This is a genomic window from Acutalibacter intestini (genome assembly GCF_034334985.1).
Classification (GTDB): domain Bacteria; phylum Bacillota; class Clostridia; order Oscillospirales; family Acutalibacteraceae; genus Acutalibacter; species Acutalibacter intestini.
In genome coordinates, this window is sequence record NZ_JAWXXL010000017.1 from 1 (window position 1) to 16611 (window position 16611).

General features: G+C 54.8%; 18 protein-coding genes and 1 pseudogene. 3 read left to right on the plus strand and 16 right to left on the minus strand.

Annotated features, from left to right (window positions below; translation table 11 throughout):
• A pseudogene (locus tag U8U68_RS12695) lies at window positions 1-110 on the plus strand (IS5/IS1182 family transposase); the annotation flags it as partial.
• Here U8U68_RS12695 and U8U68_RS12700 read toward each other — a convergent pair.
• From U8U68_RS12700 to U8U68_RS12735, 8 genes are all read right to left on the minus strand, one after another.
• The gene (locus U8U68_RS12700; RefSeq protein ID WP_322201363.1) at window positions 82-468 is read right to left on the minus strand and encodes a hypothetical protein; all 387 of its coding nucleotides are present in this window, start codon (window positions 466-468) and stop codon (window positions 82-84) included. The pseudogene U8U68_RS12695 and the gene U8U68_RS12700 overlap by 29 nt on opposite strands.
• A 31-nt stretch (window positions 469-499) precedes the next feature.
• Complete coding sequence (locus U8U68_RS12705; RefSeq protein ID WP_322201365.1) at window positions 500-1153, minus strand: hypothetical protein; 654 nt, start codon at window positions 1151-1153, stop codon at window positions 500-502.
• A gap of 17 nt (window positions 1154-1170) precedes the next feature.
• Window positions 1171-2022: a hypothetical protein gene (locus U8U68_RS12710; RefSeq protein WP_322201367.1), complete on the minus strand. Its 852-nt coding sequence runs from the start codon at window positions 2020-2022 to the stop codon at window positions 1171-1173.
• A 72-nt stretch (window positions 2023-2094) separates the two neighbouring features.
• Window positions 2095-3132: a DUF4367 domain-containing protein gene (locus U8U68_RS12715; RefSeq protein WP_322201369.1), complete on the minus strand. Its 1038-nt coding sequence runs from the start codon at window positions 3130-3132 to the stop codon at window positions 2095-2097.
• A complete protein-coding gene (locus U8U68_RS12720) occupies window positions 3119-3667 on the minus strand; it encodes an RNA polymerase sigma factor (RefSeq protein ID WP_322201371.1) in 549 nt (182 codons plus the stop codon). The genes U8U68_RS12715 and U8U68_RS12720 overlap by 14 nt, the downstream gene beginning before the upstream one ends.
• A gap of 220 nt (window positions 3668-3887) precedes the next feature.
• Entirely contained in the window at window positions 3888-4709 is an 822-nt protein-coding gene (locus U8U68_RS12725; protein WP_023347532.1) for a hypothetical protein, read from the minus strand.
• A complete protein-coding gene (locus U8U68_RS12730; RefSeq protein ID WP_322201376.1) occupies window positions 4706-5266 on the minus strand; it encodes an RNA polymerase sigma factor in 561 nt (186 codons plus the stop codon). Before U8U68_RS12730 ends, U8U68_RS12725 begins: the two co-directional genes overlap by 4 nt.
• Before the next feature lie 216 nt (window positions 5267-5482).
• Window positions 5483-5989: an SLOG family protein gene (locus U8U68_RS12735; protein WP_322201378.1), complete on the minus strand. Its 507-nt coding sequence runs from the start codon at window positions 5987-5989 to the stop codon at window positions 5483-5485.
• A 141-nt stretch (window positions 5990-6130) separates the two neighbouring features.
• Between U8U68_RS12735 and U8U68_RS12740 the strand changes: the two genes are divergently transcribed.
• Both U8U68_RS12740 and U8U68_RS12745 read left to right on the plus strand, forming a co-directional pair.
• Window positions 6131-6433 carry a helix-turn-helix domain-containing protein gene (locus U8U68_RS12740; RefSeq protein WP_322201380.1) on the plus strand — a complete coding sequence of 101 codons (303 nt, stop codon included), beginning with the start codon at window positions 6131-6133 and terminating at the stop codon, window positions 6431-6433.
• 108 nt (window positions 6434-6541) lie between these two features.
• Complete coding sequence (locus U8U68_RS12745; RefSeq protein WP_322201382.1) at window positions 6542-6979, plus strand: SWIM zinc finger family protein; 438 nt, start codon at window positions 6542-6544, stop codon at window positions 6977-6979.
• A gap of 76 nt (window positions 6980-7055) precedes the next feature.
• On the opposite strand, the gene U8U68_RS12750 is transcribed toward U8U68_RS12745, so the two are convergent.
• The 8 genes from U8U68_RS12750 to U8U68_RS12785 all read right to left on the minus strand — a co-directional run bounded on the left by U8U68_RS12750 (window position 7056) and on the right by U8U68_RS12785 (window position 16459).
• Window positions 7056-9272, minus strand: coding sequence for a C40 family peptidase (locus U8U68_RS12750; RefSeq protein ID WP_322201478.1), 2217 nt, complete (start codon window positions 9270-9272; stop codon window positions 7056-7058).
• Window positions 9273-9346: 74 nt separating this feature from the next.
• Window positions 9347-11674 (minus strand): VirB4-like conjugal transfer ATPase, CD1110 family, encoded by a 2328-nt coding sequence (locus tag U8U68_RS12755; RefSeq protein WP_322201383.1) that lies wholly within the window; start codon window positions 11672-11674, stop codon window positions 9347-9349.
• Window positions 11667-12011: a PrgI family protein gene (locus tag U8U68_RS12760; protein WP_322201385.1), complete on the minus strand. Its 345-nt coding sequence runs from the start codon at window positions 12009-12011 to the stop codon at window positions 11667-11669. Before U8U68_RS12760 ends, U8U68_RS12755 begins: the two co-directional genes overlap by 8 nt.
• A 53-nt stretch (window positions 12012-12064) precedes the next feature.
• Window positions 12065-12595 carry an MT-A70 family methyltransferase gene (locus U8U68_RS12765; protein ID WP_295759721.1) on the minus strand — a complete coding sequence of 177 codons (531 nt, stop codon included), beginning with the start codon at window positions 12593-12595 and terminating at the stop codon, window positions 12065-12067.
• A gap of 11 nt (window positions 12596-12606) precedes the next feature.
• Window positions 12607-13446, minus strand: coding sequence for a VirB6/TrbL-like conjugal transfer protein, CD1112 family (locus tag U8U68_RS12770; protein ID WP_322201388.1), 840 nt, complete (start codon window positions 13444-13446; stop codon window positions 12607-12609).
• Between the two features lie 78 nt (window positions 13447-13524).
• Complete coding sequence (locus U8U68_RS12775) at window positions 13525-13863, minus strand: glutamyl-tRNA amidotransferase (RefSeq protein WP_289387581.1); 339 nt, start codon at window positions 13861-13863, stop codon at window positions 13525-13527.
• A gap of 20 nt (window positions 13864-13883) precedes the next feature.
• On the minus strand, window positions 13884-15623 hold the full coding sequence (locus U8U68_RS12780; protein ID WP_289387583.1) for a VirD4-like conjugal transfer protein, CD1115 family: 1740 nt from the start codon (window positions 15621-15623) through the stop codon (window positions 13884-13886).
• On the minus strand, window positions 15620-16459 hold the full coding sequence (locus U8U68_RS12785) for a pentapeptide repeat-containing protein (protein WP_322201391.1): 840 nt from the start codon (window positions 16457-16459) through the stop codon (window positions 15620-15622). Before U8U68_RS12785 ends, U8U68_RS12780 begins: the two co-directional genes overlap by 4 nt.
• Window positions 16460-16611 lie beyond the last annotated feature (152 nt).

Sequence of the window (16611 nt, forward strand, 5' to 3'; positions counted from 1 at the left end):
CCTGGCTCGACAAATGTCGGAGACTCTGGAAAAACTGCGAACGTAAATTACAGAACTCTTTTCAAATGTTTTCTCTTGCCTTTATTCGTCTGCTCTTAAATAGATGCTAAACAGATTCTTAGACGCTCCAATCGTTAACCCGGACGGCCCATTATAGGGAACCGCACCGCCAAAGCCGACACTAAAATCCTGGGAAGAAATAACGCCAGCATTCCGCAGTTCTTTCAGTAAGCTGCCGTACTCGTCGCGGGTCATGTTTTTGACATCATATTTCTTTGCCAAAGAAGCCGCCATTTCATCCGTCAATTTTGACGTTTCCAGCTTTACTTTGTATTCTCCATCACCCGAAATGTAAGTGTCTACACTCCGTCCATAGCGTGCGGCTGGATAATTTGACTTCGCATTTTGCAGCCCCGTCATCGCCAAATTTATATTCTGAGAGCTTACTTTTTGAAAACCTGTAATCATAATTCCACCTCATTCTATAATGGTTATAATCTCATGCACGAACATCGAAAGTCGCAGTTTCCCCTTCGCAAGCCACTGGTTGTTTCTGCGCTCCATTCTTAATCTCCGCACGTGCAGCATCCCAAGCTTGCTTATAAACATCATTGGAATCCCCAAGAAACTGATTTTCTGCCCTGGTAGTTAAATTCATCCAACCACCGATGTTACCTGAATTATAGTGCGCAATTTGCTCCCCATCAGGTGAATATACGGTTGCGGACTGGCTCTCAGGGGTGCTGTTAAGGTCCCCGGAACAACCGCCAGCCAGCCCGCTGAAAGATTTCACAATGCGACTCGGTTTTCCTTTGCCTTTGAGCTGTGCTATCATTCTGTCGAGAAATTCCAATGTAGGGTCCTGCTCCTCTTTATGCTCCTGCGCTGCTTTCTTCAGCTCCTGGGACATCTGTGCAATCGGAGCAGAACGGTCAGGAGAAACATACTTGCCCATCTGTGCATGACGGAGGTTAATCGCCTCTTGGCTCATATAAATACCTTTTTGAGCATCTCTCCGCGCTAACTCCTGGAGTTTCTCAGCAAAATCGTCTGTCATTGCATTTTTAGACGCTTCAACCGCCTTTTTCTGGATGATAGGCGTTTCCCCCCACCTGGCGGCCTCCCGAAGACTATTTACTCCGCCAATTTGCATACTATACGATCTCCTTTCTATTCCGCGCTGTCAATGCTCTTTTTGAACGTGTTCCAAATATCGTCATAAATGGACTGGAACAGCGATTCCCGTTGAACAGCGCCGGTGTCCGCTGTCTCCCAATCTTCAAAGTGAATTTCTTCCCCCTCCTCTACGCAGTCCCGCCGCTTTAACTCGGCCAGGATGCTGGAGGCCCCCTTTTGGAACGTGGACGTTATACCATGTGCGGAGGAAAGAGCGCGGTCAATTTCACCGTAAATATCGTCTGCGGAGGTGTTGATCTGCCAATGGGTATCATTCTCGCCGTTCCCCGCCCACTCTGCGGCCATGCTGTAAGCCTTGCCCATGTAGCCCTCCTGAGTGGGGTTGTGATCCGATACCCGGTTCAGTTCCGCCGCGCCCTGCTGCATAAACTGCTCACGCGCCGCCCTGGTTGCGTCCAGCAGCTTGGAAACGTCCTCCAGCTTCATCTGCTCCGGCAAAGCCTTGCTGCCGTCCAGCATTTCCTGATATTCTTGAATGGTTTGGTCGAAAGCGGAGAGCTGATCCCGGTATTCCATCAAAGACGTTTCATGCTGCTGGCTCAAATATGCGCCCACTTTACACTGGTTCAAGTAGAAGTGCAGCAGGCCCTCCGGCATTTCCTCCAGCGGGGAATTTTTCTTGCCCTCCGTGGCCTCCGCCGACAGCTCCAACGTATCAAACCGGGTTTTCATATCCTTTGCCTGATTTTTCGCATTCAGCAGATTTTCGGACAGCCGGTGCAGCGTGTCATTGACCGGCGGCTGAACAAGTTTCTGCCCCAGCGGTTTAGTCTGCTGAAAGATGCTGTTTTGGTGAAAAAGATTTGCGAAGTTTGTTACATTCATTTTATCTGCCTCGTTTCTGCTCCTAATTTAATCGGCCCAACCGGGGCCGCAAATATCTGTAATACAATGCTCCTATTGCACCGCCTCCACGCTCTCGGCTATTTTAATAAGTTCATCACTTGAACAGTGAGCGGATATTACAAAAATTGCACTTTTTTCTTCATCGCTCCATATTAACGTATTTGTGTTGCCCTCCCGTTGATCCAAATACAAATCAGCGGCATTATCGCCAACTATGACAGTTTGCACATCGGTTCCCTGATATTCAGAGTACACACTTACGGATTCTCGATTCCTGGTATAAGTGAATGAGAGTAAATACCCTTCATCATTTTCGTAAATAATACTTACATGATTATCCGATATAGATTTTTTCAGCTCGTTATAGCCCTCTGGAATCCATGTGGGCCGGTATTCAGCCAGTTCTTTTGGGGCCTCCTGCGTCTCCACACTCTCGGCAATTTTAACTATTGTTTCACCGTCAAGAGTTGATGTAATCCAGAAAATTCTCTGCTTATTTTCATCTTCCCATACTAAATGATTCACAGCTCCACTTGTATTGTCGATGTATAGGTCAGCAGGAATATTGCTCACATAAGCATCTATAAGTTGGGTATCCTCTCCTATTTGAAGATTCATTGATTCTGTATTCATATAGCAGTTAAAAAGAATTATATCTTCCTCTGGATTTTCATAAATAGCAATTATGTGTGCTCTGTCCTTTGGCTCTGTTATGAGTTTATACCCGTCTGGCACCCAGGTCGGACAGTACACAATATTCTTCGGGGCAGTTTGATCTTTGCCAGTATAACGGTACACAAACCACCCCTCCGACAATTCCCGCACCCATCCCACAAAAGCCGCCCGCGCCTCCGGGCTGACTGCCAGGACGGTACAGCCGCTCAACAGCACCGCCAACAGGAGGCAGGCCGCAGCCTGGGCGATCCGATACCGAATAGGGTGGTCGGCCCGGCGGATCAGCTTTTTCATTTTGCGCTCAAAGGCCGGTGAAAAAGTCAGGGCTTCATCCTCGCTCAATATTTCCTCGGAGGGTATTTCCTCTAATTCCATGAAATACGCCTCTTGCAAAGCCGCTTTAAGCGTCGTCATTTTCATGCTCCTTTGTCAGTTGTTCCAGCAGCTTCTTCCGCCCCCGCTGGGCGCGCTTTTTCACTGTTTCCGCCTCAATGCCCAGCAGCTTGGAAATCTCTGTCAGCTTGTATTCCTCCACGTATTGAAGATACAGAATATCCCTGTAAATGACCGGCAGCTCCCGGATGGCGCTTAACACTTCCTCGTATGCAATTCGTTCCAGTACATCCTCCTCCAAATCATATTCTATCGGGATCATGGCCTCTGGGCGTTCAAGGACATTCTCTTTCTTTCGCTCCGCAAGCATGGTGAGCGAAATGTTTCTAACTATAATAACCGTAAATAGCCTCGTTCGGGGACAATTCACCTGTCCGATTTTTGAAAAATTTTTCACCAGCCGCAGAAAAGCCTCCTGTACCGCGTCCTCGGCCAGTTGGTGATCTTTCAAAATCTTCATGGCGATATGCAGCATAGTCCGCCGGTGGCTGTAATATAGCTTTTCAAACTTCGCCCGTTCCTCCGGCGTGTCCAACATTTGCAAGTATATTAACATGGGGTGTTACCTCGTATTCCGCTTCATATAGGGTGGGCCGTGATTTTGACAATACTTCCCCGTAAAAATACTACTGTATATATAAACCTGGAAAAGAAAAGTTTGGGGACAAGATTTTTGAAAAATTTCAAAATAATTTTTCTCCATCAAGAAATGTGTCTCACCGTGAGACGCATTTCTCAATAGGGCAAAGGCGATACGGTGCGTACATATTATAGCATTAAGGTGTATTAGGTTCACTGGGTTCGTCCAGGTCGAAGCCTGGGACAATGATGGTGTCGGGGTATTCGGTGGGGGCGCTGCCCTTGTCAGGAAGGACACCAATATCGGGATGGGCCTCTATACTTTCGCCTGCCAATATATACATATCCCCGTTCAATTCGCAAAAGGTGCTGATACCGTCTTTGGTATCCCAATTTATATCCTCATAATCTCCTTGACCAGAACCAACGTAAAAACACCTTGCTCCATTTTCTGCAAGGGCGAAAATCTGTTCCGCTGTCAAGAAGTAATAGTATCCGTTGTAGGCATCAAAGGCGCCGGAGATATTGACAGAAATTGCATCAGTGGCATTGATTGTCACATTCAGGCTTTTGTTTGCGTTATTTAGCACCTGTTCAAGCGTTGATTCGAGAGGAGTACGAACAAGCACAGAATACTTGTAGTTAATATCGTCAGTTATGCTTATTTTCAAAGCAAGGGCAGAACCGATATTATCATTGAACCCTTTCGGTCGATACATATCACCTGCAAATTCTCCAGGATTACTCTGAGACAAATCCACCACGTTAATTGTTTTTTGGGGAACTGTATCGCTAACCCCAGGCCCAAGATTGGGATTAGGAGGCGGCGCAACTCCACCCGGCCCTTTCAAAAGGCCCGGTAATGCTGCCATAGCTACTGTGACAATCAGGCCAAAACACGCCGCCATAGCGCCCCATTTCAGCCAGCCGCTTTTCTTTTTGCGCTCATAGGTGATTGCTTCCATGATGTACTTGTCGTTGACTTTTCCCAGCGCGCTGGAAAACTGTTCTGCGTTCATCGTACAACCCCTCTTTCTTCAAAATAGTTCCGCAGTTGTTTTCGGATACGGGTCAGCCGGACGGATACATTCTTTTCCGATAAGCCTGTCCGCGCCGCGATCTCCCCATAGCTGTCAGAAAACCAGTACCGCCGCATAAGCAGAACGCGATTCTCCGGGGATAGAGTATCCAGAAAGTCCTCGATCAGCCGAATAAGCTCCTGTTCCTCCATGTTCCCCTCCACAGTCTGGGGCGAGGCCAGACAGCCCTCCAGTTCTTCCAGCGCCACGGTGTAGCTACCGCCGCCACGCTTGGCCGCCCTGTCCGCATGATACCGCATGAGGGAAAGATTGCGGACGATTCGGCACAGAAATGCCAACAGCGGATTGGGCCGGGCCGGTGGAATAGCGTTCCAAGCGCCCAGATAGGCATCGTTCACGCACTCCTCCGCGTCTTGGCTGTTGTATAGGATATTGTAAGACAAACGGTGGCAGGTCTTGCCGTATTTGCCGTCCAGCTCCCGGATTGCCTGCTCTGACCGGGCGAAGAACAGTTCTATGATGGCGCTGTCATCCATCGGTGTATCCCCCCTTTCTGTCCCTCAACTATCTACTATGGATTTTTTGGAAAATACTACACGCTACAACAAAATTTTTTTGAAATTCCCAAAGAAGTTTTCTTTGCAATAAAATCATTATAATATGTGGAGTATTAGGGCGCAAGCGTATGTGTTTTGGGCCTTTATTTCTCTTTTGAGGAGGCCAGCAGCGTTTTTGTTTGTCAGAAATGCGTCTCACGGTGAGACGCATTTCTCACCTTGGACAAGGTTCACGATCTCAAGCCCCTTTTCTTTTGCGTATCTGACGGTATAGGCCGTCCCGCCGCTGTCCCTGTTGAGATAGCAGACGCATACCCCGCTGTTGTCTACCAAATGACGGTTGCGCCTGTGCATACAGCCCCTGGTGTACTGCTGGGCTGTGTAGACGACTTTATCTGCTTGGGCCTTGATGCGCTCATACTCCGCCACATCCTCCGGCCTCCATCCCCTGGTCTGCGTCAGACACGGCAGAACAAGGATCAGCTTCATATCGGGGTAGCTCTCACGTAGACGGATCACCGTCCGGGCGGCGAGGGCATCAAAACCCAGGGCGCCCCCGGCACCGTAGTATCGGATGCCCTTTTGGTATTGGGCCGATATGACACACTCCAGCCTGTTGGCAATCTCCGCCTGTTCCTCTGGCGGCAGCTCCCGGTGGCCCGTAAAGCAGCAGGTCTGCATCCGTTTTTTTGCTATTTCCATTTTTCGCTCCCTTTCCGCTGATTTTTCATCCCTGATTGCACATCCTATTATAGCCTATTATCGAAGTAAATTAAAGCCTTCTTTCGTTCTATTTTACGGCCTAAAACGAATGTAGAATAGTTTCAAAAGAGGTGATAGACTATGGATGTACTTGGACGGATCGAACAGCTCATGGAACAGCGGGGTTGGAGCGTATATCGCCTATGCAAAGAGTCCGGCTTGGCACAGTCTACACTGTCACACGTTTTCCGCAAGGATTCGGAGCCAACGATCTCAACACTGGAAACAATCTGCAAGGCGTTTGGTATGACACTGGGCGAGTTTTTTGCGGAGGGGGAGCTTGTGCCACTGACCAAGGAACAGCAGGTACTGCTGGATAAATGGGCGTTGCTGACCGCTGAACAGAAACAGCTTGTTTTGAATATGATCGACAATATGAAATAATGGTGGCCGTAAGAAATGCGTCTCACGGTGAGACGCATTTTGTCAAATCCCTTGTTTGGGGCGCGGCCCTGTGGTATTATGAACGTACCAGCTATCAGGGGGGCTACTATGAGCATCCGCACGTTAGCCAGCGGTGCGTCCGCATGGCGGGGATATGAATACTACGAGGGGAAAAAGGTGCTTTCCTTTTCCCAAACGGGCGAGGACGAGTACACGGGACAGGTGGCCGGGAGCGGCTCCGCCCCCTATCAGGTGAAAATCAATATCGCCCATCCCCGGCAGTCCAAATGCAACTGTCCCCATGCGGACGGGCGGCGGGTGATTTGTAAGCACATGGTCGCCCTGTTCTTTGCCGCGTTCCCGGAGGAAGCGGAGCAGTACATGGAAGAAGTAGAGGAATACGAACGGGAGGAAGAACAGCGCATGGAAGATCACTATGAGGCGCTGCGCTCCTATGTGAAAAGCCTGTCCAAAAAGGAATTGCAGGATCAGCTCTTTGAGGCCCTGGCCGAGTTGGATGAACGGGGTCGCAGGTATTACCGTTAGCCATTCAGCAGAAAAATACGTCTCACGGTGAGACGCATTTCCCAACAGGAAACGCGCCGCGCCGTGAGACGTTCTTTTATTCAGAGTAATACAATGGTCTGCCTATGGTGGTAAAGCCCTCCTGCTTTGTAACAACTACATTATTATAGCCGCTGGCGCAGTGGATAATCAGGATATTGCCGCTCTCGTCCCAGCCGCCCACGATGCCAACGTGGGTGTCCTCCGGGTAGAATACCAAATCGCCCGGTTGCGCCTCAGTCCAGGTAATTGCTGTGCAGTAAGTATGCTGAGCGTGAGCGCCCCCGCCGTGGCCTATGGTGTAGGCCCCATCGGAGATATTGTAAAATACCCAATCCACAAAACCGGAGCAGTCGAGGCCGTAGGGCCGGTAGGTTCCGGTTGTGCTGCTGCCGTCTGCCCATACCTTCTGAATGGTCCCCCAGCGGCTGTCCCAGCCGATCACCCGGCTTTTGCCGCCCCAAAAATAATTGACTTTCCCCACCAGCTTACAGGCAGTCTCCACCACGGCCCGCCGTTCCGGGGAAAGACCGTCGGGGAGGTTCCGCAGGATGTTCCGGGCCTGCTCCTGGGACGCAGACAGGTCGGTAAGCAGCAGATTCATTGTGGCAAGCTCGGCCAGCAGCTCCGTCAGTGCCCGGTTCTGATACTCGGTAAAGGCATACTCTGTCCGCATATCCTCGGCGGTTTTGGCCGTAATGGTGATATGCAGAATACGCTCTGTCCAGCTATCGTCTGTGTCATCGTCCGGGTCGCTGTCCGGGTGGGGGATCGTCTCCACTTCTGATGTAATAGCGCACATATCCCAAAAGACGGCCTTCAGCCGGTCCACCCGGTCAGGGGTCAGGGCGGCAACGTCTGTTCCGTCGTCGGCCCCCGCCGTCCTCGCGGCGAACACGGCGACAACCTCCCGCCAGTCCGGGCCTTGGCCCTGGATGTCGATGCTGTCGTAGTCGCCGGTCTGCATCGTCTCCAGTGTGTTGGCCAGCTCCATGTTGAGCTGCCCCACGGCCACATTGAGGGGCATGGCCCCCGGCGTCGGTTCATTGGCAAAGAGGATGCCGAATGGTGAGGCGATAATCGCCGCAACTAAAACAATCAGGCAGATAATCGGGATCAGGAACGCACCGCCCAAAAGTCCGGCGATGGCGCTGATCAGGGAGGACACGGCCTTGGCCGTCACAACGGCGGCTTTCCGGGACAGATCCAGCGCGGTCTTGGCCCTGCTTCCAGACTGTTGGAGCAGCTTGCGCTGGGCGTTGCGCTGAACGCGCCGTTTTGCCAGCTCTAAAGGCCGCGCCGCCGTTTTCTTCTTCGCCGCTGCAGACGCCGCTTTCGCGGTAGACTTGGACGCCGCAGCAGTCTGCCGGGTCTTGGGGATAAAAGAGCCGCCAGTGGGCTTCTCTTTCGGAGCAAAAGAGCGCCGGGGGCGCTCTTTGATTGGATTGATAGATTGATTGCCGGGAGAGGCAGGGGTACTCCCCGCGATGTGCCTGGGCGCTGGCTGGCGTTCCGGGCGGGGCGGGGTGGGAACGCGTCCCGCCTTTGCCCGCCGGGTCTGTGCCTCTGCCTTGGCCTTTTGCCTCATGCGCTCCTGGGGCTTCGGCTGGGCCGCTGCAGGTTTTCGTCCCGGTGGGCTGGTCTGCCGCTGGCCTGGGGGACCGGCGGGCCTGCGCCGGATGTCCGTCTGCCGGTTCCGCTTCTCCTTAATGGCAGTATGCCGCATCCGCTCTTTCGGGGTCGGCCCTGCCGGGGCACGATCCGGGCCGGGGCGGGAGGCCGCTGGCCGCTCACGGACGGTATCAGGCCGGCGCTCCCGCATGGGGGCGGGGCGGCGGCTATCCTCCGGGGGGCGCGTCCGCATATCGCCGGTGGGCCTCTCCCGTGGATGCTCTTGTGGCTGCTCCCGTGGATGTCCCCCTGCCGGGGGCGGCGGGGCCTCCGTACCAGCTGGGGGCGCTTCGCCGGGTGGCTGCTCCCTGTGTTCCTGTTTCTTCTGCTGCTTCCGCTTATGGCGGGAAATGGATTTTGAAACGGCTGTGGCGGTGCGATCCCGGAGGCTGTCGGCGGTGGTGTAGATCATTTCCTCCACCTGCTCCGCCGCCTGGACTTCCGGGGCCGTATCCGTACTGCCGCTCGTACCCCGGTTCCGCTGCCGCTGGGTCAGCTCTTTCACATATTTAGCCGTCATCTGGCGGCGCACGTCCTTTTTCACAGAGCCGCTTTTCTTGTCACTTTTCCCCTTGATTTTATCGCTGTTTTTTCGCTCCCGCACTTCGGGCAAGGTATTCGCCTCCTTTCAAAACGGGGAAATGCGTCTCACCGTGAGACGCATTTCCCGGCAGTGGTTCAGTTTTCTCCGGGCGTTGTGGACATCAAGCGGTAGAGGCCGGAATCGCGGGGGATGGTGTTGGCAAAGGGCACCAGCGCCCCGCCAAACCGCAGCAGGCCGTGTCCGGGGTCGGCGTTGGTGATGTAGCCCATCTGCGTATCGGAAATGTGCAGGAGCTTGGACAGCTCCGCCCGGTCGGTGGCGGACTGGTTGAATAAAAGCAGAAATTCGCTGTTGGCCAGCATGAGCCGCGCTGTCTCGGACTTCAGACATTCCTCCACGTTCTGCGTCGCCGCCGTCATGATCCCGGCGTACTTGCGGAAGCGTTTCCACGCCCGGTAGAGAAATTCGCCGGAATAGTGGTACTTAAAGTACAGGTAGCACTCGTCAATGAATACCCATGTAAACTTGCCCCGCTTGCGGTTCTCCATCACCCGGTTCTGGATGGCTTCCAGCGTCACCACCAGGGCCGTGGGCCGCAGCTGCTCCCCCATCTCGTAGAGGTCAAGGACAACCAGCCGGTTATCCATGTTGACGTTGGTGGGGTGGGCGAACACATTCAAGCTGCCCTCGGTGATCAGCTCGGCGGCGAGGGCAATCTCCCGCGCCTCCGGGTCGGCCTGCTTCAGCACTTCCTCCCGCCAGTCGGTGAGCAGGGGCATCCGCACCTTGCCCTTTCCTTGGAAGTAGTTTTGATAGATATTGGTGGTACAGCGGTCAATGATGGATTTATGGCTGGCGCTCATGCGCCCCGCGCCCATCTGCTGCTCCAAAATGCTGGTGATGATCTCAGACTTCATGGCAACGGGGTTTTCGTCGTCGGCGTAGCCGCTGGCAAGGTCAAGGGGGGAAATATGGTGCTGGCTGTGGGGGGAGATTTCGATAATCTCGCCGCCCAGAGCCTTGGCCAGCGGGCCGTATTCGCGTTCGGCGTCAATGATGATCACATCGTCACCGGTGCCCAGCACAACCTCGGTAATGGCGTCTTTCATACCCATACTCTTGCCGGAGCCGGAGACGCCCAAATAAAAGCCGTGGGGTGAAATGAGCCGCTTGCGGTCACAAATCAGAAGGTTGCGGGAAATGGCGTTAATGCCGTAGGACAGCCCGCCGGGGTCTTGTATCTCCTGCACCCGGTAGGGCATGAGGACGGCGGCGCTCTCGGTGGTCAGCGTCCGCAGGGCCTTGACGCGCCGGAGGCCGTAGGGCAGGACGGTGTTCAGCCCGTCCTCCTGCTGGTAGCGCAAAACGGAAAACTGGCATAGGTGTTCCCGGCCAATGGACAGCAGGGTTTCCGTGTCCGCGTCCAACTGCTCCAGCGTGTCCGCAATATGCACCAGCGTCACCACGGCAAAAATCATGCGCTGGTCGCGCTCGGTAAGGTCGGACAAAAATTCCTTTGTCTCGGCCCGGAGCTGTTCCAACTCGTAGGGAATGGCGGCGGTAAAATTATTCCGGTCGTTCTGCCGCTGCTGCCAGCGGGTGATGTCGCTCTCAATTCCTAAAATCCGGCTTTGAATTTCTTTCACAGCCTCATCCGTGGGAATGGGCAGGATGTCAATGGACAGCATGAGGCTGCGGTCAAAATCGGACAGGTCGGAGATCATATCGTCCTCAATATAGCTGGCGTACTCCTTGAGAAAGAGGACGCGCCCATACTTGCCGCCCATCTCAAAGTGTCCGGCCTTAAAGGAAATACCGTCCGGGCAAACCAGGTCTTTGAAGTCTACCCCATGCCGGATAGCCGCAGTTTGGTCGAAGGTGAAATACTGCTCCTCTCCGGGCCGGAAAAAATCATGGAGGATGCGGAGCCGGTCATGGTTGGCAACCTCCCGCGCCGTGCTGTCCAGCCGCCCCAGGCTTTTGGTCAGGTTGCCGTCCACCCGCCGGAAATAGGAACGGGTTTCCTCGATCTTCCGCTGGGGGATGGACAGGGTGATATACTTCTCCTGCACAAGATTGTTGCTCTCGGCAGCGCGGCGCTTCAAAATGGCGTTGGCCTCCTGCCGGTACTCGTCCAGCCCGTCCCAGCGTTCCTCCATTAAAATACTGCGCTCAAAGTCCACGGGGTTCAGACGGCGGTTGATAATGGTGATCTTGGTGGCGGCATCGGTGGGCAGGGAGTTAAGGACGCCGCCGTAGGCCAGGAAAATGCCCCGCCGCTCCTCGTCGGAGGCGGCGGCGTAGTTCACGTCGGTGAGCCGCCAGCTCTTGCTGTGCCGGTTCCCCACAAGCCAGATGCCGTCCGGGTACACGCACTTGACGGGGATCGTTGCCTGGACGCTCCGGGGGACGGTGAATTTCTCCCGTTCGCTCTTGTTGGCAAAGACAAGAGATTTAATCAAAGTCCTGCCCTCCTTTCCGCTTCAGCAGCTCATAGTGAAAGTTCCGGGAAACAAAGCGGCGGTCCCCGGCGCAGAGAATTTCGGACTTGATAAAAGCCCAGGCAAACTGCTCCAGCGTCATGCCGTTGTAGTTGAAAAAGCCCGCCAGGGCGATGGGGGCGGCAGCGAGGATGCACACCCAGCTTGCCGTCTCCTTTCCGATCATGGGGCCGAGGCCCAGGTACACGCCCACGGCCAGCCCCACGGCGACAGCGGCGCAGAAAAACTGCCGCGCTGACAGGCCGAAAAAGATGGTTTCCTTGTGCTGGCGTACTTCTTTGGGGATTTTAATTTCCATGGGATTCTCCTTTCGCGGATAAAATAAAGGAACAGCGAATAAACCGCCGTCCCCTATGTGCTGTTATGCCATTGGATACTGCTGGGCACTTCGTTCCCCCACACGTCCCAGCCGGGGGCCGGGTAACGGGCGAACAGCTCCACGCGGGGCACGTTGCCCATAAGGGCCACAATGCGCCGCCGGGCCTCGTCCGGCTTTTTGCTGTGTTCCTCCACATGGGAAATGATCACCTGATGGACATTCTTAGCCTGCCGCCTGGGCTGGCCCCTGGTGGCAAGCAGACAAATCTCGGCATTGGAGCGCGTCCAATAGCCCAGGCCCCAATAGATGCTGTCCGCTTTGGGGGCCAGCTTGATCCAGGTGAAAGCAACGGTCTTAAAGGTGAAGCCCCACGCCCGGACGACTTCCAATGCCTCCGGGAGCATGGGACAGGTGGCCCACAGAAACAGAACACAGTCTTTTCCGGCCAGCCCCGTCACGGGCAGGGCCTTGATGTCCTCCAACGTCATAGTGGGGTAGTGCCGCTCGGCCACGCCCTGCCCTTTCCAGTTCTGATAACGCCAGGGCGGGTCGGCATAAATCACACTGTATTTTCCTATAAGCCGAACATCTCCTTTACGATCCGGCTGGCCCCCCGGACAAGGCCGGTCAGGATAAGCATATTGAAAATGAGCTGTCCGATGTACTGCCACGCCATTGTGACGGCGGGCAAGCTGCTGTCCACGGCGGGGGCACTGCTGGACAGGAACGCCGAGTAAATGAGACAGGCCAGCACGATCACCGCACCCTCCATACACACGCCAATGTAGCTTTTCATAAACGCCCTGCCGCTGGATGACGTGGTTTGTCCGGCAAAGGACGCCAGGGGCAAGGGGGCCAGGGCGGTGAACATATAGAGCCGGAAAAACCGCCCGTAGACGGTGAGCAGCAGAATAAAGGACATGACGGTTATAAAGAGGGTGCCCAACAGGGACACCAGCCACAGGGGGATGCTCTCCAACAGGCCCACCCCCTCTATCGCGGTCACGATCTCGCCGGGCAGCGATGCCGCCGTGGTAATGGAGCCGCCCAGCCCGCTCATCACGGTTTGGGTGATGCCGCCGCAGATATTGAAAATTGCGGTCATAATCTCCATACACCGGCCCACGGCGGTTTTGGCGAGGATAAAGCGGATCAGGTGGCGCAGAACATACTCCGGCCTCTGGAAGTCCCGGAAGCTGGCGGCGCTCTGAAAAATCGCCATAGCGAAAAACAGCACCAACAGGCCGTAGCCGATGCCCACAAGGGCATTGTGGACGTTTAGGATCAGGCCCCAAATGGTGCCGCCCTTGAACGTCTCCGGGGATTGGGTCAGAAGCGCCCACATTTCCGCCAGCTTGTCGTTCCAGCCTGCCAGGGCGCTCTCCAAATTGCTGACGATCCAGTTGTCACTCAAATAAAATCACCTCTTTCGTTGGGGGAAATGCGTCTCACGGTGAGACGCATTTCCCCGGCGTAGGGTTGACGGGGCCGGTCACACCGCGCCAATGGCGGTCAAAATTTCTTTCGCGAAAGCGATCATAAGCCCGCCGAACAGACACAGGAAGCCCTGGGTGCGCTGGCTGGCGTCGTGGGACTGGATGGACATACCCACCTGCACGATGCCCCAGCCCAGGATAATGACGCCCAGGGCCTTGATAATGGAGAAGATAAAGTCGGACAGGTTGTTGACAATATCCAGCGGGTCGCCGCCTGCGGCGGAAGCCGGGACGGTGAACAGGCACAGGGACAGCACCAGCGCCGTCCAGACGGCCATGTACCGGCGGACCTTGCTCTGGGTGGTGAGAGTCGTGTTGGAAATGTGCTTTTTCATAGTAGAATTTCCTCCTTTTTTCATTCGATGATTTCCACATCGTCCAGCGACGTAAAGGAAAAGTCCAGGTCGCCCACGTCGTAAAGGCAAACTGGACTGTGTATATAAGCGGCCGCGCCCCCGTCAGCCGTGAACTTGATAGCGGGGTGCTTCATCAGATCGTACTTATCGTCAATGACCGGGGCCTCGCCGCGAATGAGGACGATGGCCTTTTTGTTGTCCAGCATCCGTACTTCGTCGGGTGTGAGTAATTCGCGCCCGGCCTGTTGAAAATTCTGGCTGTACGATCCGTTGCGCCCCTTGCTCTGGCTGCTGGTTTGGGTCTGGATCGTCTCCTTGCCCAGCAGCTCCGAAACATATTTGTGCGTACTCTGCTCGTTCCCGCCCAAATAGATAAAGGCATCCGCGTTGCCGATGATACCCTCCCAGTCATCTTTGAAAAGGGCCTTGAGCTGGGAAATGTTTTGCAGTATAATGGTGGCCATCACGTTGCGGGAGCGCATGGTGGCCTGAAGTCGGGCGTAGCCGTCCGGCAGTGACACATTGGCAAATTCGTCGAACATGAGCCGGACGGGAATGGGCAGACTGCCGCCGTGTACCTTGTCGGCTTGAAAGTAAAGCTCCTGGAACGCCTGGGAATAGAGCATACCAACAAGGAAATTGAGGCTCACATCGTTGCTGTCCGGGATAATGCAGAAAATGGCCTGTTTCCGTTCCCCCAGCTTGCCCAGCTCCATCTCGTCCCGGCTGGTGATGCGCTGTATCTCCGGCAGGGAAAAGGGAGCGAGGCGCACGGCGGCGCTGATCAAGATGCTCATGGCTGTTTCGCTGGGGGCCTGCTTGAACACTTTGTATTGCCGCACGGCGATGTGGTTGGGGTTTTCTTCCTCCAACGCCTGAAAGAGCAGGTCAAGGGCTGAAACATGGTCGCCGTCCCCCTCCTTGGCCGCGCCGTACTCCAGCATGGTGAGCATCATCTCCATGTTCTGATCCTCCGGCGGGGCCTCGTGGAGCAGATAGAGCATGAGGGCGCTGTCCAGGGCCGTCTCGCTTTTCTCCCAAAACGGGTCATTGGAATGTGCGTTTTTCGGGGTGGTGTTGCGAATGAAATTGGCGATCAGCTTCAGCACATCGGCGTCGTTGCGGATGTAGTGGAACGGGTTGTAGCAGTCGGAGCGATCCGGGTCAACGAGGTCGAAAACCTTGATCGTGTACCCCTCCCGGAGCAGCAGGGGGATGGAGTCGCGGGCAAGTTCCCCTTTCGGGTCAGTCGCTATATACGATGCGTTGGCCTCGTAAATGTTGGGCTTCACGATGTAGCGGGTCTTGCCCGCGCCGGAGCCGCCCACCACGATTTGCAGGAGGTTGCGGAAGTGCTGGCGGCTGTTTAAGCTCATCCGCAGGTTCTGCGTGAGGATGGCGTTGCGCTTGGGGTCTTTGTCCCGATACTTGCGGTCAAGCTGGCGGGGATTTCCCCAGCGGGCGCTGCCGTGTTCCTCTCCGGGGCGGCGGTTCTGCTTACCGGAAATGTACAGCACCACAGCAAAGGCATACACCACCAGCGCCCCCAGCATGAATTTAAGAGTATAGGGCGTCCAGCGGAGCAGAAACGGGTGGTCGGCCCACTCGGAAAACTTACCCAGCACTTCAAATGCCGTCATGCCGTCCTCATAGCCGGAGGCCAGCCCCGCGCCGATCCACAGCACGGGCAGGGCGAGGAAGAGCCACTTGGAATAGCTGTTGTCCGATTGATTTTTCACCGCCCACCCCGCCTTTTCGCCGGAAACTCCAGCCGCAGCCCCTGCTCAGGCCGGAGGGCGGCAAAAATGGATTCCCGGTTACGCTTCACCTCGTAGTCCGTCGCGCCGCCCTGGGTGATGGTGGCGGTGTGCAGGCCCCGGATGCTGCGGGCGGCGACACGTCCAAAAAAACAGCCGTCCAATGTCGCGTTCAAAAAGCCGACGCCATCCAATTCACAGTCAACGGTATTGCAGGATTTGAGGCGGGCCTCTTGGAATGAAACATTTCGCAGGGTACTGTCGTGAAAATGGGTGTGGTCGATGGACGCATTAAAGAATGTGGCGTACTGCATAACGCAGCTATGAAATTCAGAACTGGACAGAGTTGCCCCGTCAAAGGTGGCCTCCCTGATCCGGCACACGGCAAAGGTGCAGTTGCTGAAATAGGAAAAGTTAAAATCCGTGTGGTCGGGTATGCAGTAGAATGTCACCTGGTCAAAGTAAGTTTCCCGGAAAAAGTTCGGGGGAAAGCCCGCCTTTGCCGCGCAGTCATAAAGCCGCTGATTGACGATTTTTAACTTGCGGCCAATGGGCGGGTCATAGCTCCGATATTTGTACTGCTTGCTGCTGCTTTTGGTATAGGGCTGGTCTAACAGTGATTTCTGATGCTGGAAATCTTCAATTTTCTGTTGAAATGCCAGCCATTCCGAATTGTAGATTCCCAACCGTCCGCATACCGTGTCTATTTCAGCCAGCATTTCCTGAACCGTCTGCTCCCCCCGTCCTTGCAGGGTATCGTTCAAGCGCCGTACAATTTTAGCGTCATCCCCCGGCGGGTATTTTACGGGGTCGCACATGATCAGAAATTCTTTCAGATATTTGCTGATGTCCAGACTGCTGGGTACTGCCTTAAAATCGTCTATGGTGTTCGCCTCCTTATAAGAGAGCGGAAATACGTCTCACGGTGAGACGCATTTCCGCTCAGAATTGGTGCTGAGAAAAGCCGCGC

Excerpts from the sequence above, each read along its gene's own strand:
- U8U68_RS12700 (WP_322201363.1), bottom strand. The coding sequence starts at position 468 with ATGATTACAGGTTTTCAAAAAGTAAGCTCTCAGAATATAAATTTGGCG.
- U8U68_RS12705 (WP_322201365.1), bottom strand. The coding sequence starts at position 1,153 with ATGCAAATTGGCGGAGTAAATAGTCTTCGGGAGGCCGCCAGGTGGGGG.
- U8U68_RS12710 (WP_322201367.1), bottom strand. The coding sequence starts at position 2,022 with ATGAATGTAACAAACTTCGCAAATCTTTTTCACCAAAACAGCATCTTT.
- U8U68_RS12715 (WP_322201369.1), bottom strand. The coding sequence starts at position 3,132 with ATGACGACGCTTAAAGCGGCTTTGCAAGAGGCGTATTTCATGGAATTA.
- U8U68_RS12720 (WP_322201371.1), bottom strand. The coding sequence starts at position 3,667 with ATGTTAATATACTTGCAAATGTTGGACACGCCGGAGGAACGGGCGAAG.
- U8U68_RS12725 (WP_023347532.1), bottom strand. The coding sequence starts at position 4,709 with ATGAACGCAGAACAGTTTTCCAGCGCGCTGGGAAAAGTCAACGACAAG.
- U8U68_RS12730 (WP_322201376.1), bottom strand. The coding sequence starts at position 5,266 with ATGGATGACAGCGCCATCATAGAACTGTTCTTCGCCCGGTCAGAGCAG.
- U8U68_RS12735 (WP_322201378.1), bottom strand. The coding sequence starts at position 5,989 with ATGGAAATAGCAAAAAAACGGATGCAGACCTGCTGCTTTACGGGCCAC.
- U8U68_RS12740 (WP_322201380.1), top strand. The coding sequence starts at position 6,131 with ATGGATGTACTTGGACGGATCGAACAGCTCATGGAACAGCGGGGTTGG.
- U8U68_RS12745 (WP_322201382.1), top strand. The coding sequence starts at position 6,542 with ATGAGCATCCGCACGTTAGCCAGCGGTGCGTCCGCATGGCGGGGATAT.
- U8U68_RS12760 (WP_322201385.1), bottom strand. The coding sequence starts at position 12,011 with ATGGAAATTAAAATCCCCAAAGAAGTACGCCAGCACAAGGAAACCATC.
- U8U68_RS12775 (WP_289387581.1), bottom strand. The coding sequence starts at position 13,863 with ATGAAAAAGCACATTTCCAACACGACTCTCACCACCCAGAGCAAGGTC.
- U8U68_RS12785 (WP_322201391.1), bottom strand. The coding sequence starts at position 16,459 with ATGTGCGACCCCGTAAAATACCCGCCGGGGGATGACGCTAAAATTGTA.